The organism is Chryseobacterium soli, assembly GCF_000737705.1.
Classification (GTDB): Bacteria; Bacteroidota; Bacteroidia; order Flavobacteriales; family Weeksellaceae; genus Chryseobacterium; species Chryseobacterium soli.
The window spans coordinates 422,792-436,997 of the sequence record NZ_JPRH01000002.1 but is presented as its reverse complement, the minus strand read 5'-3'; the positions used below and the strand labels follow the sequence as shown (position 1 = coordinate 436,997).

At 37.8% G+C, this 14,206-nt stretch carries 8 protein-coding genes; 6 read left to right on the top strand and 2 right to left on the bottom strand.

Annotated features, from left to right (window positions below; translation table 11 throughout):
* The first annotated feature begins 62 nt into the window (after positions 1 to 62).
* The 3 genes from porU (at position 63) to IW15_RS07285 (ending at position 7,655) form a co-directional block, all read left to right on the top strand.
* Positions 63 to 3,953, top strand: a complete 3,891-nt coding sequence (porU, locus tag IW15_RS07295; RefSeq protein ID WP_034710267.1) for a type IX secretion system sortase PorU — start codon at positions 63 to 65, stop codon at positions 3,951 to 3,953.
* Between the two features lie 59 nt (positions 3,954 to 4,012).
* The gene (gene porV, locus IW15_RS07290) at positions 4,013 to 5,176 is read left to right on the top strand and encodes a type IX secretion system outer membrane channel protein PorV (RefSeq protein ID WP_034710266.1); all 1,164 of its coding nucleotides are present in this window, start codon (positions 4,013 to 4,015) and stop codon (positions 5,174 to 5,176) included.
* Between the two features lie 217 nt (positions 5,177 to 5,393).
* The gene (locus IW15_RS07285) at positions 5,394 to 7,655 is read left to right on the top strand and encodes an FUSC family protein (RefSeq protein WP_034710265.1); all 2,262 of its coding nucleotides are present in this window, start codon (positions 5,394 to 5,396) and stop codon (positions 7,653 to 7,655) included.
* On the opposite strand, the gene IW15_RS07280 is transcribed toward IW15_RS07285, so the two are convergent.
* A complete protein-coding gene (locus IW15_RS07280) occupies positions 7,636 to 8,250 on the bottom strand; it encodes a 4'-phosphopantetheinyl transferase family protein (RefSeq protein WP_034710264.1) in 615 nt (204 codons plus the stop codon). The genes IW15_RS07285 and IW15_RS07280 overlap by 20 nt on opposite strands.
* Positions 8,251 to 8,461: 211 nt before the next feature.
* The gene (locus IW15_RS07275; RefSeq protein ID WP_034710263.1) at positions 8,462 to 8,992 is read right to left on the bottom strand and encodes a pyridoxamine 5'-phosphate oxidase family protein; all 531 of its coding nucleotides are present in this window, start codon (positions 8,990 to 8,992) and stop codon (positions 8,462 to 8,464) included.
* Positions 8,993 to 9,158: 166 nt separating this feature from the next.
* Here IW15_RS07275 and ahcY point away from each other — a divergent pair, with 166 nt between their 5' ends.
* From ahcY to IW15_RS21925, 3 genes are all read left to right on the top strand, one after another.
* Positions 9,159 to 10,472, top strand: a complete 1,314-nt coding sequence (gene ahcY / locus IW15_RS07270; RefSeq protein ID WP_034710262.1) for an adenosylhomocysteinase — start codon at positions 9,159 to 9,161, stop codon at positions 10,470 to 10,472.
* A 415-nt stretch (positions 10,473 to 10,887) separates the two neighbouring features.
* The gene (locus IW15_RS21930) at positions 10,888 to 12,507 is read left to right on the top strand and encodes a BspA family leucine-rich repeat surface protein (protein WP_051881823.1); all 1,620 of its coding nucleotides are present in this window, start codon (positions 10,888 to 10,890) and stop codon (positions 12,505 to 12,507) included.
* 39 nt (positions 12,508 to 12,546) lie between these two features.
* Entirely contained in the window at positions 12,547 to 14,169 is a 1,623-nt protein-coding gene (locus tag IW15_RS21925; RefSeq protein WP_084681378.1) for a BspA family leucine-rich repeat surface protein, read from the top strand.
* Positions 14,170 to 14,206: the final 37 nt, after the last annotated feature.

Below are 14,206 nucleotides of genomic sequence, written 5' to 3'. Positions count from 1 at the left end.
GTATCGCAATTTAATTATAAAATTTTCATTTATTTTGTAATTTAGCAATTTCAATACTAAATATGAAACAAAAAATTACGCTTTTACTTCTAATCGCTTTTGTATCAATACTTTGGGGCCAAAAAACAACCATTGAATGGGACGGCTCCAAAATTCAAGACTTTGGCGACACAAAATTGAATCTTCCCAATTTTAAAAATGAAGGTTTTTCGTTCAGCCAAAATAACATTTTTATAATAACTAAACAAAAAATAGGGGAAAAGCAGTTAAAAGTTTCAAATCTTTCATGGGAAGGGGTTTCCAATAAAGATTTATTTGAATTAACTAAAGACCGACTCCCCGATTATGATGTTGCCGACATTACCTATTATTATTTTGAAGGAGAAAGGTATGCCAGCATCAGTGTAGCTTTATTTAAAAATACGAAAGGACGAATTCAGAGACTTTCATCATTTGATGTTACTGAAACTTCAGCTTCCAATATGATGGGAAATGCAAATAAAGTAGGCGCAACAACCAATCCTCTTTCGGCCGGGAATTTTTACAAAATAAAAGTTGACAAATCCGGGATATTTAAAATTACCGCTCAGTTTTTAAAAGATAACGGGATAAATCCTGCTTCTGTAAATCCTAAAAATTTCAGAATTTATGGAAATGGAGGGATCATGCTTCCTGAATATAATCAGGATACAAGATACAGTGCCCTTCAGGAAAATGCGATCCAGGTGGTAGGTGAAGATGACGGCGTATGGAATGATGGCGACTATGCACTTTTCTATGCACAAGGTCCTAATGGCTATAATCTCTACGACAATTCGAACGGAAACGGCTATAAAAGAATAGATACCAGAAACGACAGAAGTAACAACCTCAAAAATATATACGAAGACTTTTCCTATTATTATATTAATTTTGACAAAGGTGCGGGGAAAAGGGTTCAGAATATTGACGGAAATCTTCCGAACACGCTGATCACGCGATATGACAGTTACCAGGTCATCAATAATGATCAGAAAAACCTGCTGAAAGTAGGAAGAATCTGGGTAGAAGACGCTCCTTTCACCACAGATAAAACAGTAACATTTACTACCAATTCTCCTATACAGTCATCTGATGTAATACGATACAGAACACAGGCAGTAGGTTACAAAGCGCAGCAAAATAGCCTTCAATTCAAAATCAATAACCAGAATCCATCTACGTTGGTGGTACCAGCCAACACTCAAGATTATGTATTTGATTTTTATCAGATGAGATATGATGGAACAGTATCCAATCTTAGTGGCAATCAGATTAGCTTCAATTACACTCCTTCTATTTCGGTGAATCCGAACGGGACATTCTATATTGATTATCTTGAAGTACAGTATAAAGAAAATCTTTCTTTCAACGGATCACAAATGAATTTCAGAGATTTTTCTTTGGTGAGCGGATCCAATACCAATTACGGATTCAGTATTTCCAATGCCGCCAATGTAGAACAGGTATGGGATGTTACTGATATCACGAATGCCAACCGAAGAGTGAATAAGGCAGGCGCAGGAAATTTCAACTTCGCTTATATTGCAGCTGATCCAAGTTTCAATAATGAATTTGTTGCTTTCAGAGCAGATGCAGCCTATAGTCCTCAGTTTGTAGAAAGGATTGGAAATCAAAATCTTTCTGCACTGCAAAATATAGATTATCTGATCCTTACGGTTCCTGAAATGATGGGACAGGCACAAAGATTAGCGAACTATCATCAGACAAAAGATAATTATACAGTAGAGATCGTAGATATCAATAAAGTATATAATGAGTTCGGAAGCGGGAGCAGAGACCTTACTGCGATAAGAGATTTTGTAACCAAATTGAGTGGTTCTGGAAGACTTAAATATGTATTTATTTTAGGAGATGCATCATTCGATTATAAAAATAGAATAGCTAACAATTCCAATATTGTTTCCAGTTATCAAAGTGAGCATTCTGCAGATTATGTAAGCTCTTTTGTAACGGATGATTATATTGTAATGACTAAACCACAGACCGCATCGTCTATTGAAAATAACCTTCCGGACATTCCGGTAGGAAGAATCCCGGCAGCCAATGGTACTGAAGCGGCCAATATGATCGATAAAACCCTTGCCTATTACAATTCAATGTCCGGACAGTCTACTCCATTTGGAGAATGGCGTATGAAACTTGATTTCGTAGTGGATGATGATAAAGAAGACGGAGGACCTTTCCATGATGTGATGAACGCCACACTTTCTAACGTTTTTGAGCTTCCGGGGCAGCAGGATCTGAAAGAATATAATGTAAGGAAATTATATCTGGATGCTTTTCCGGCACAAAGTACATCAGGAGGACAAAGATACCCTCAGGTAAACCAGGCGATTTCCAATGACATCGGAAACAGTCTTTATATTTTCTATTTCGGACATGGAGGGATTAACGGTTGGGCTCAGGAAAGAGTATTGACCAGTACAGAAATTCAGAATTCCAACAATTTCTCTAACGTGTACAGCAGATTCCCTTTTGTATCAACGATAACCTGTGAATTTACTTTATGGGATGAACCGGGAACTTCTTCTGCAGGAGAGCAGTTTATTAAACTTAAACAGGGAGGTCCTGCTACAATGATTACTTCAAGCCGTGCCATCGGGGTTAATTACGGACGTAATTTCACGGATATTTACACTAAAAATATATTCAAATTAGTCAATGATGATTTCGAATCTTTAGGAAATGCTCATTTAAATGCTAAGAAACAAAAAGGGGCAGACATCAATCACCTGAAAGTAAACCTGCTTGGAGATCCGGCAATGAAGTTGAGCAGACCTCAAAGGTTACTGATCATTGATAATATTGACACACCGGTTCCAGGATTGATCAGAGGGCTTGATTTTGTAAAAATTAAAGGACATATCAATAATGCAAACGGAACACTGAACAATACCTTCAACGGAAGGGTTTCTATCAACATCTTTGATAAGAGACTTAATAAAAACACATTGAATAATGATGGTGGTTTAACGCCTATCCTACAGTACACTGAGGAAGGAAGTGCGATTGTAAAAGCTTCCGGAACGGCTGTAAACGGAGTGTTTACCGTAGAATTTTATGTTCCTAAAGACATCAACTATGCTGTAGGACAGGGAAGAATACTTGGATATGCTGATAATAAGGTCATTGATGTATTCAACAATCAGGCTGTACAGGTAGGTGATATTAACCCTAATGGAATCAATGATAATGAACCTCCAAAAGTAAAGCTGTATATGAACAATACCAACTTTGCAGACGGAGGAATTACCAACCAAAACCCAATGCTGCTTGCCTGCGTTACCGATGATACCGGAATAAATTCCACAGGATCTGGTGTAGGCCATGATATTACAGTATATTTGGACGGGCAGATCATTAACACGGTTGTTTTGAATGACTTCTATGCTTCCGGAGAAGGAAATGGATGTTTAAGCCCAAGTTTGGCAGACTATCAAAAAGGAAATGTAACCTACCCTTTCAGAAATCTGGCGGTTGGGCAACATCAGTTAACATTTAAAGTTTGGGATATAAACAATAATTCGACAACTGCTACGTTAAACTTTGAAGTTAAGGATGAAGCTGATCAGCATCTGACAATCAACAGACCGCTGAACTGGCCTAATCCATTTACCAACAAGACGTACATCCAGTTTGAGCATAATTGTGATGATATCTTGAATGTAAATGTTCAAATTTATACCATAACAGGAAAATTAGTACGAACATTATCTCAGCCGGTAGTCGCAGAACCCTTCCTACAGGGCTTTAGAACGCCACGTCAAGCAATTGAATGGGACGGAAGAGATGATTTTGGGGCAACAGTAGCAAAAGGTACGTATATTTTTAAGATATTTGCAAAAAGTCAAAATCAAGAAAAATGCAAAGGAAGTGCTACAGCTGTAGAAAAAATGGTACTTTTGAAATAATTAAATAATACATAGATAATAATATTAATAAAAAACTGATAATATATAAAAGACAACATATGAATTTAACTACTAAGCTGCTTTTAGGATTTGGTTTAAGTGCTGGTTTTTTAGGCTTTTCGCAAGACTTAAGTAAAATAAATCCAGTATTGACCGGAGCTCCTTTCCTTAGAATCGCACCAGATGCCAGATCTGGAGGTATGGGGGATCAAGGGGTGGTAAGCTCTCCTGATGCATTTTCACAATTCTGGAACGCGGCGAAATACCCTTTTAGCAAAACAAGTTCTTCTGTCGGTTTAAGTTTTACTCCTTATATGAGTAAGCTTACCAGCGATACATATCTAATGTATGCAGCATTCCATAAGTTCTTAGGTCAGGATGAAAGATCTACGATCTCTGCAAGTATCTATTATTTCAATATGGGACAGGTAGACCTGACTCAGTTGGTAGGTTCGGAGGTAACTTCAATGGGTACATCTAAACCAAACGAATTCTCTATTGACGTTGCTTATGCCCTGAAGCTTTCTGATTCTTACTCTATGGCTGTAACCGGTAGATTCATTCGTTCGGATTTGGCTGGTGGTTTCAACACAGATACGACGCTTAAACCTGCAAATTCATTTGCAGTAGATGTATCAGGATACTATTCTTCTCCAAAATTTTCAAGCTTTGGTGGGTATGACGGTAAAGTAAACGCCGGTCTTGCCATTCAAAACTTAGGTCCTAAACTGGATTACACAGGAAATGAAGAATCCAGATCTTATCTTCCTACCATGGCAAGATTGGGTATCGGATATGATATGTATTTAGATGATATGAACAAAATCGGATTATCGGTTGAAGGTTCTAAAATCTTAGTACCAGGTTCAGAATTTGTTGGGATGGATCCTAATACAAGACAGCCTATTTATAAAGTACCGAATGTAGGACCAATCCAAGGGATTACAAAATCATTCAAAAATCCAAACAGTATCATGTATAGTGGTGCTTTGGAATATTCTTATGACAATGCTTTTGCAGTAAGAACCGGTTATTTCCACGAAAGTGAAGAGCAGGGGGCAAGACAGTTTGCAACTGCAGGTATTGGTTTGAAATACCGTTCTTTCGGACTTGACATTTCTTACCTTATTAATATGTCTAAAATTAATACTGCTTTAGATAACACCCTTCGTTTCGGTTTAACCTGGAACATCGGAGATGAAACTTCTAATGTAGATTATTAAGATATCTATACTTTAAATCAAAAGCCTCATTTTCATGAGGCTTTTTTTGTGCATTACAAATTAGCCCTACTCATTTGCTTCATCCATCATACTCAATTCGTCATAAACACAACCTTCCCAATCAACCGCCGCTGTGTATTAAAAAAATATAATATTTAAGTTTATAAAAGTCTCCTTTTTATGGGGCTTTTTTGTTCTCAATGGTTATTTTTGTAAGATGAACTATTCTGCGGAGCTCAAAAAATTTGTTACCAGCCAGTATGTGTATTCTGCCATCAGGATTACACTGGCTACCGTTCTGCCGTGTTTGGTTCTGGCCCACTTTGGAATTTTAAAAGAATATTTCCTATTTCCTCTCGGTACCAGCTTTGTAGCTCTTACCGACCAGCCGGGACCGTTTATCCGAAGAAGAAATGCGCTGACATTTGCCATCTTCTGTTTTGTGGTGGTAGCCCTCATTGCCAGTTTGGTCATGACCGTCAAGATTCTTGTCCTGATGGAAATTATTGTCTTCGGAATGTTCTTTTCACTGATAGGAGTTTACGGACAAAGATTGGCTGCCGTAGGATCTTTATCACTTGTTGTTTTGGCGATTTTCATCGATGGACATCTCACCGGAAGCAATATTTTTAAAAGTTTACTGATTTTTGCTTCGGGTTGTACTTGGTTTTTACTAATCTTCCTTATTGTTACTACTATTCAGCCTTATAAGCTGGCCAGCCAGATGATTGGGGAAAACTACCTTCAGTTAGCTGAATTTTTAAAAATCAAAGCCAATTATTATCAAAAAAATCCAGACTTCGATAAGCTGACGATTCAGGTTATTGCCAAGCAGGTAGGTATAAAAAATCTTCAGGAAGAAACCAGGGAAACGGTTTTCAAAACAAGAACCATCGTGAATGAATCTACGACAACCAGCAGATTGCTGATGTTGATGTTTTTGAATTCAATGGACTTGCATGAGAAGCTGATGACCTCGGAAAGTGACTATCAGAAACTACAGCAGAGTTTTGAAGACAGCACCATTCTGGTAAAAATTCATGATTATCTGAATTTACTTTCAGAAGAAATTACCAATATCGGGATCTCGCTTCAGATCGGAACCCGGGCAAAACCGATGTTTAATCTTGAGCTTGAACAGAAGAATCTGAATGCTGATTATTTCGAACTGAGAAGTAAGCAGCTGACTCCTGATAATCTGGAGAACTTTATGATCCTGCGCCAGATCTTAATGCGTATCAATGAAATCACCAAAGAGATCAATGAGATCTACAAGGTATTTTCACAAAATGTAAAGCTGGCCAAGAGTTTATCTACAGGATTGGATTTGAAAAAATTCATGCCTAATGAGGAAAAACTTAATTTTAAGGTGCTGAGAAATAATATTTCTCTTTCTTCCTCTCATTTCCGTCATGCGTTAAGAATTACCATAGCCTTATTATTGGGGTATCTTTTTTCATTATTCCAGTTCTTTGCCATTGGTCATACGTACTGGATTTTGATTACCACCGTTGCAATTTTGAAGCCCGCCTACTCTATTACCAAGCAGCGGAACCTGCTTCGTTTGTACGGAACAATCGCCGGAGCTACCATTGCCTATGTAATCCTGCATTTTGTACACTTCAATGCAGTATTATTTGTAACGCTCCTACTCAGCATGATCCTTTGTTTCAGTCTCCTGAAAGGCAGATACTTCTGGGCTGTTTTATTTATGACGATCTATGTCTTTATGAGTTTTAATTTCCTGAGCCCAGGAAAGATTGATGTGATTTTTAAAGACAGAATTCTGGATACTGTGATTGCAGGAATTATTGCATTCCTGGTTTCCTATATTGTCCTTCCGGTTTGGGAACACACCCAGAATCTGGATTTAATGAAAAAATCTGCGGCAAGCAACCTCATCTATTTTCAGAGTGTGATCTCCAAATTCCTTACTGAGGATTTTGATCTTGAAGATTATAAAGTGAAGCGTAAAAATGCGATCATTTCTCTCGCTAACCTTTCCGATAATTTCCAAAGGATGATCTCTGATCCAAAAAATCAGCAGAAAAAACTGGAGGTGGTTCATCAGTTTGTGGCTACTTCCCATTTGATTACGGCTTATACGGCTTCTCTTTCGCAATATTCAAAGAACAATGAACAGTATCCGGAAATCGATGCCGAAAGCTGGAGCAGAAAAATTGAAGCGGAAATGCAACAAACCTCTGCCCTTCTGAACGGAGAGGAAATGAGTGAAACCTTAAAAATGGAAAGCCGCATTGAACCGGAAGATTCATCTATTGATGATATGATGATGAAAAGGAGAACTGAGATTGAAGAAAATGAAATCGTAGATCGCAGAGATCCCGATAAAATTTCCCATCTCACAGAACTGAAAAACATTCATGATATTCTGGAACTCATCTATGACGTAGCTAAAGAGCAGAGAAAAGTAATCGAAAAATACAAAACCGAGACCGCTACTCCTCCACAATCGTAAAGCAATAGTCATCGAAAAATTCTACCCTGGCCTTCAATTCGTCGGAAAACTGCTCGTCATATACTCTGCAGCTTATTTTATGAAGATGCTTTAACTCAAAAGGCTTTACTTCATAATTTTTCTTCAGTGACCAGTATTTTGAATGGTGGATCTTGTACATACTTTCCTTTACACTCCAGATGATGGTATAAAAAGTATCTGCTTTATCCTCAGGAATAAAACCTCTCTCATTTTCATAGGTGAATTTATCAATCACCCTTAATATTTTGGGATTAAATTTTTCAACATCAATCCCTATTTTATTTTTTGAAACGGCAATAGCCGCAAAGGGAAAAGAATGGGTAATGGAGATTTCTGCATCCTTAGGAGAAAGGAACGGCTCTCTTTCTTTGTATAAAATTTTCGAATCGGGTTTCAGGCTCTTTAAAAGCTTACGTACCATCAGTACTTCCAATAGTTTTTTGGGATGATAATCTTTTACTTTTTCAGCATTTTCAGGCTCTAAAAGGGTATGAATATCTAAATCTTCGGTTTCATCGTACTTCCATACGAGGATCGTGGCATTGTCATCTGAAAAATCGCGATAAAGAGGCATCGTTTTTTTATTCGATAAAAGTAGTGAAAAGATGTGGAAATTGGAAGTATTAGAATAATAGAAGTTGGAAGCGGAAAGATCGGAATTGATGGCAGTTTACCAAAAGACTTGTAGAAGTTGAAAGTATTAATAAATTACAAGTTAGAAGCAGAAAAATTAAAGCTGCATATCTTTAAACTTTTATCTTCCCGCTTCTCTCTTTCTTTTCCATTTATTTCGGCTGATGATTAACATCATTTCGATGCTCCATAATCTCTAAATTTTCATCTACAAAATAGGCACTTCCAAATCCGTTGACATATGAACCTTTGGTCGGCTGCAAAGCAATCAGGATAAAATCCTTCATTTCTGCAATCACATCTACTACTTTTCCATGCGTCTCTTTTAAATGAGTGACTACCGTATTCCACGTTTCAGAATCTCTTTCAATCTGGGAAGCTGTTGCTTCGATCGTTAAACGTTCACGGGCGTAAATCTGTTTTGTAGCAGATTCATCTTCAATAAACATTATGGAAGTTTTTCTTCCTTCAGCCAGATTCTTCGTGTGCCTTGCCATAAAAGATACCAGAATATAGAATGTGTTTTCTACCTGTACAAAAGGAGCATAGCTGGAATTGGGATTTCCTTCTGCATCCACCGTAGCCAGAATGATACTTTTGGTATTGGCGATCAGTTCTTTCACTTTGGGTGCAATAGGTTTTGCTTTTTTCTGGGCTTCGTCCTGGGTATTTGTATGATTCATCGTATATTATTTATGAAGACAAAAATACATTATTTAGATTAAATAAAAATAACAAAATACCCTGTATAATCTCATCAACAGAACTTGAGGTCCCGTTTTTATATCTTAATTATTAATTGTAATTTTGTAGCTTATTATCAACCGAATTTAAATTGATTCATCACATATGAGTACTACAACGCAATATGTTCCTTATAAAGTTAAGGATATTTCCCTGGCAGAATGGGGAAGAAAAGAAATTACTCTTGCTGAGGCAGAAATGCCGGGTTTGATGTCTATTCGTGAAGAATATGGTCCATCTCAGCCTTTAAAAGGAGCAAGAATTGCCGGATGTCTTCACATGACGATCCAAACGGCTGTGCTTATCGAAACATTGGTAGCGCTGGGTGCTGAAGTTACCTGGTCTTCTTGTAATATTTTCTCTACACAAGATCACGCTGCGGCTGCTATTGCTGCTGCAGGAATTCCTGTTTATGCCTGGAAAGGTTTAAACGAAGAAGAATTTGATTGGTGTATTGAGCAGACTTTATTCTTTGGTGAAGACAGAAAACCATTGAACATGATCCTTGATGACGGTGGAGATTTAACCAATATGGTTTTTGACAAATACCCTGAATTCACTAAGGATATCAAAGGTCTTTCTGAAGAAACAACTACTGGAGTACATAGATTGTACGAAAGAATGAAAAACGGAACTTTGGTAATGCCTGCAATCAACGTTAACGATTCTGTAACTAAATCTAAATTCGACAACAAATACGGATGTAAAGAATCTGCAGTAGATGCTGTAAGAAGAGCTACAGACTTAATGTTGGCTGGAAAAAGAGTGGTAGTTTGCGGATACGGAGACGTAGGTAAAGGTACTGCTGCTTCTTTCAGAGGAGCGGGTTCTATCGTTACTGTTACTGAAATCGATCCAATCTGTGCGCTTCAGGCTGCAATGGACGGTTACGAAGTAAAAAGACTGGATACTGTAGTGGATAACGCAGATATTATCATCACAACAACCGGTAACTTTAATATCGTAAGAGGGGAACATTTCCTTAAAATGAAAGATAAAGCGGTAGTTTGTAACATAGGTCACTTCGACAACGAAATCGATATGGCATGGTTAAACAAAAACTACGGTTCTACAAAATCTGAAGTGAAACCTCAGGTAGATATCTATACCATTGAAGGTAAAGAAGTAATCATCCTTGCAGAAGGAAGATTGGTAAACTTAGGTTGTGCAACAGGACACCCAAGTTTTGTAATGTCTAACTCTTTCTCTAATCAGACGTTGGCACAGATCGAATTATGGACTAATTCTACTGCGTACGGAAACGAAGTATACATGTTGCCAAAACATTTAGATGAAAAAGTAGCTGCTTTACACCTTAAGAAATTAAGCGTAGAACTGGAAACTCTTTCTCCTGAACAAGCTGAATACATCGGTGTTGACGTAAAAGGGCCATTCAAGCCTGAATACTACAGATACTAAAAATGGTATCCTGAGCTTGTCGAAGGATCTCAACATATAGAAACTCTCCAACTTTTGGAGAGTTTTTTTATTTTAAAAACCAAGCAATTAAAATTGGCAAGCAAATCAAATTGACTATTCGCTTTTTTTACCACCCCGTCAAAAATTCATTCTGAATTTTCGCCACCCCTCCAAAGGAAGGGAATTGTATTACTGTATTTTCCTTAGGTTTGTTTATATAAATAATATACAGTTCTCCAAATTTGAAGAGTTTTTTATACATCCTCTTTCTCCTGTTGAGATCACAGTAGTTTTTTTCAATTCATCTTCCTGAGTCTAATAAAATATCAATAAAAACAGGATTAAACCATATAATTTATTACGATTTGCAGGGTTTTATTTATTTATCTATATTTATTTCTCAAAATATTGATTTATGATTAAAAAACTACTAACCTTCTCTTTATTAATTTTTCTACTCCAAATTAAAGCCCAAAATGAGTTTATTACTATATGGAAACCCGGCAATACTTCCCCACCCGTTAATGCTCCTTCACAAACAAATTCTAACCAAATATGGTTTCCCGGTGTAGGAGAAAATTACACCATTGCATGGGAAGAAGTGGGCTACCCGCAACATTCCGGTACGATGCAAAATATAAGCTCTACTCTACAAATCCTCGTCGATTTCGGAACCCCATTGAATCCCACCCCTTCAGCAGCAACGTACAGGCTGAAAGTAAGTAATGGTAACGGAACTTTCAAACACCTGAAATTCGGAATTCCCAATATTGTAGTCCTTTCCGGCGTTGTATTGTCGTGGACTCTATTTGGCAGTTCAGAAAAACTGATTGATATTGAACAGTGGGGGCATATTCATTGGGATTCTATGAATGCAGCATTCGTTGAGTGTAAAAATATGCAGATGAGTGCAACGGATATCCCTGATCTTTCAGGGGTTACAGACGCTTCTTACATGTTCCACAATGCTATGAAGTTCTTTGGAAATTCTTCGATGGCCTTTTGGGACACCTCTACCATTAAAAACTTCAGATCCATGTTCGCATACGGGGCCAATAATTTGACTGTTCCTCCGGATTCTTTCAATCCTCCTGTCAGCTCATGGAATACTTCGTCTGCAGAAAATCTGAGTTTTATGTTTAATAGCAGAAAATCATTCAATCAGAATCTGAATAGCTGGAATGTGTCAAATGTAAAAGACTTTTCATTCATGTTTGCTTCGTGCGATTCCTTCAACCAGCCTGTAGACCAATGGGATGTTTCCAATGCAAAAGATATATCCTATATGTTTCATTATATCCCTGATTTCAACCAGTCACTCAGTACATGGAATACTTCTAATGTTGTTAATATGGAGCACATATTTCACGGGGATGCAGCCTTCAACCAGCCTTTGGAAACCTGGAATGTAAGCAATGTGACCAATATGGATACGTCTTTCTCCAGTGCCTCCAGTTTCAACCAGCCCTTGAGTACATGGGATACCCGAAAAGTAACCAATATGATGTCTTTATTTTCGAATGCCACAAGTTTTAACCAATCTCTTGAAACATGGAATCTTAGATCTTTAACATCACCACTTTGGATGATTACTGAAGCTGGACTGGACTGTAACAACTACAGCCAAACATTGAAAGGATGGGCACAGAATCAGGAAACACCTAATAACCTTATGCTGGGGCCACTCTCACCCTATGTATATTCTCCTGATGTTTCAGTATGGAGAGATGCCCTTGTCAGCAAAGGATGGACATTCATTGGTGATAATATCGGAGAATGCAGAATGCTTGGAGTTTCTGACACATCTCCAGCCAGTGCTCCTACTATATTTCCCAATCCGGCAGAGCATTTTATTTATATCAAAAATATCTCAAATATGAAAAGCTATGTAATTCTGGATGCATCGGGCAGAATAGTAGCCAAAGATGTTTTTACAAAAGATGCTGTTAACGTAGAATATTTAACTCCGGGAAATTATATCCTGCAGGTCATTTCAAAAGAAAATATTCAATCTTTTAAATTCATCAAAAAATAATAAATAAACACTAAAAACAATAACCCAAACACAACTAATATGCTTCGAAAACTTTCAATCCTTATTCTTTTTGGATTTTTATTTCAGTCCGTGAGTGCACAAGGGGAGTTTATTACCATATGGAAGCCAGGCAATACATCACCACCAGTAAGTGCCCCTTCAGCTACAACCAATACCCAAATATGGTTTCCCGGTATCGGCGAAAATTATACGATTGCCTGGGAAGAAGTGGGCTACCCCCAGCATTCCGGTATCATGCAAAATGTAACCTCTACCCTGCAGGTCCTGATTGATTTCGGAACCCCATGGCATCCTAATCCCGCAGCAGCAAATTACAGGGTGAAAGTAAGCAATGGCAATGGAATGTTCAGGCAGATACAATTCGGTATTCCAAATGTGATCATGAATAACGGAACTATACTGTCATGGACCTTATTTGGCAGTACAGAAAAGCTTGCCGCTATTGAACAATGGGGAAATATTCATTGGGACACGATGAATGCAGCATTCGTTGAGTGTAAAAATATGCAGCTGACAGCAACAGATGCGCCTGATCTCTCCGGAGTTACCGATGCTTCCTATATGTTCCATAATGCCTACCAATTTTCCGGAAATCCTTCTATGGCATCGTGGAATACTTCCGCTGTTAAAAATTTCAAATCAATGTTTGGATTTTCCACGAATAATGGTAATACACAGCCTGATTTTTTCAATCCTCCTATCGGCTCATGGGATACTTCTTCTGCTGAAAATATGAGTTATTTGTTCAATGAAAGAAAGGCTTTCAACCAGAATCTCAACAGCTGGAATGTTTCTAATGTAACGAATATGTCTTATATGTTTGCGGCCTGTAATTCATACAACCAGCCCATGGATCAATGGGATGTTTCTAAGGTAAAAGATATTTCTTATATGTTTCATTTCATTGCTAATTTCAACCAGCCTCTGTCCGCATGGAATACTTCGAGCGTCGTTAATATGGAGCACATATTTCATGGTCTTATGGTTTTCAACCAGCCTCTCAATACATGGAATGTAAGCAATGTCACCAACATGAATACTTCTTTCTCCAATGCTGCAAGTTTTAATCAGCCTCTGGATAGTTGGGATACCCGTAAAGTAACCAATATGATGTCTTTATTTTCAGATTCACCGAGCTTTAATCAATCCCTAGCAACCTGGAATATAAAAGCGCTCACCACCCCACTACTGATGATTTACCACAGTGGGCTGGATTGTAACAACTACAGCCAAACATTGAAAGGATGGGCACAAAATCCGGAAACTCCTAATAACCTTATGCTGGGGCCACTTTCTCCTTATGTATATTCTCCTGATGCTTCTGTGTGGAGAGATACCCTTATCAGCAAAGGATGGACATTCAGCGGTGACAATATCGGAGAATGCAGAATGCTTGGAGTTTCTGAGGTATTTTCTGCCAATGCTCCTGCAATATTTCCCAATCCGGCAGAGCATTTTATTTATATTAACAACATCACGGATGTCAAAAGTTATGTGATTCTGGATGCATCAGGCAGAATAGTCGCCAAAGATTCTTTAACAAAAGATATGATTAACATAGAGACTTTAACTCCAGGAAATTATTTCTTACAGATTATGACTAAAGATAAAATCCATACATTGAAATTCATCAAAAAGTAAATAAAACAAAGCCCAGCTGAAATAGCTGGGCTTTGTT

Excerpts from the sequence above, each read along its gene's own strand:
- porU (WP_034710267.1), top strand. The coding sequence starts at position 63 with ATGAAACAAAAAATTACGCTTTTACTTCTAATCGCTTTTGTATCAATA.
- porV (WP_034710266.1), top strand. The coding sequence starts at position 4,013 with ATGAATTTAACTACTAAGCTGCTTTTAGGATTTGGTTTAAGTGCTGGT.
- IW15_RS07285 (WP_034710265.1), top strand. The coding sequence starts at position 5,394 with ATGAACTATTCTGCGGAGCTCAAAAAATTTGTTACCAGCCAGTATGTG.
- IW15_RS07280 (WP_034710264.1), bottom strand. The coding sequence starts at position 8,250 with ATGCCTCTTTATCGCGATTTTTCAGATGACAATGCCACGATCCTCGTA.
- IW15_RS07275 (WP_034710263.1), bottom strand. The coding sequence starts at position 8,992 with ATGAATCATACAAATACCCAGGACGAAGCCCAGAAAAAAGCAAAACCT.
- ahcY (WP_034710262.1), top strand. The coding sequence starts at position 9,159 with ATGAGTACTACAACGCAATATGTTCCTTATAAAGTTAAGGATATTTCC.
- IW15_RS21930 (WP_051881823.1), top strand. The coding sequence starts at position 10,888 with ATGATTAAAAAACTACTAACCTTCTCTTTATTAATTTTTCTACTCCAA.
- IW15_RS21925 (WP_084681378.1), top strand. The coding sequence starts at position 12,547 with ATGCTTCGAAAACTTTCAATCCTTATTCTTTTTGGATTTTTATTTCAG.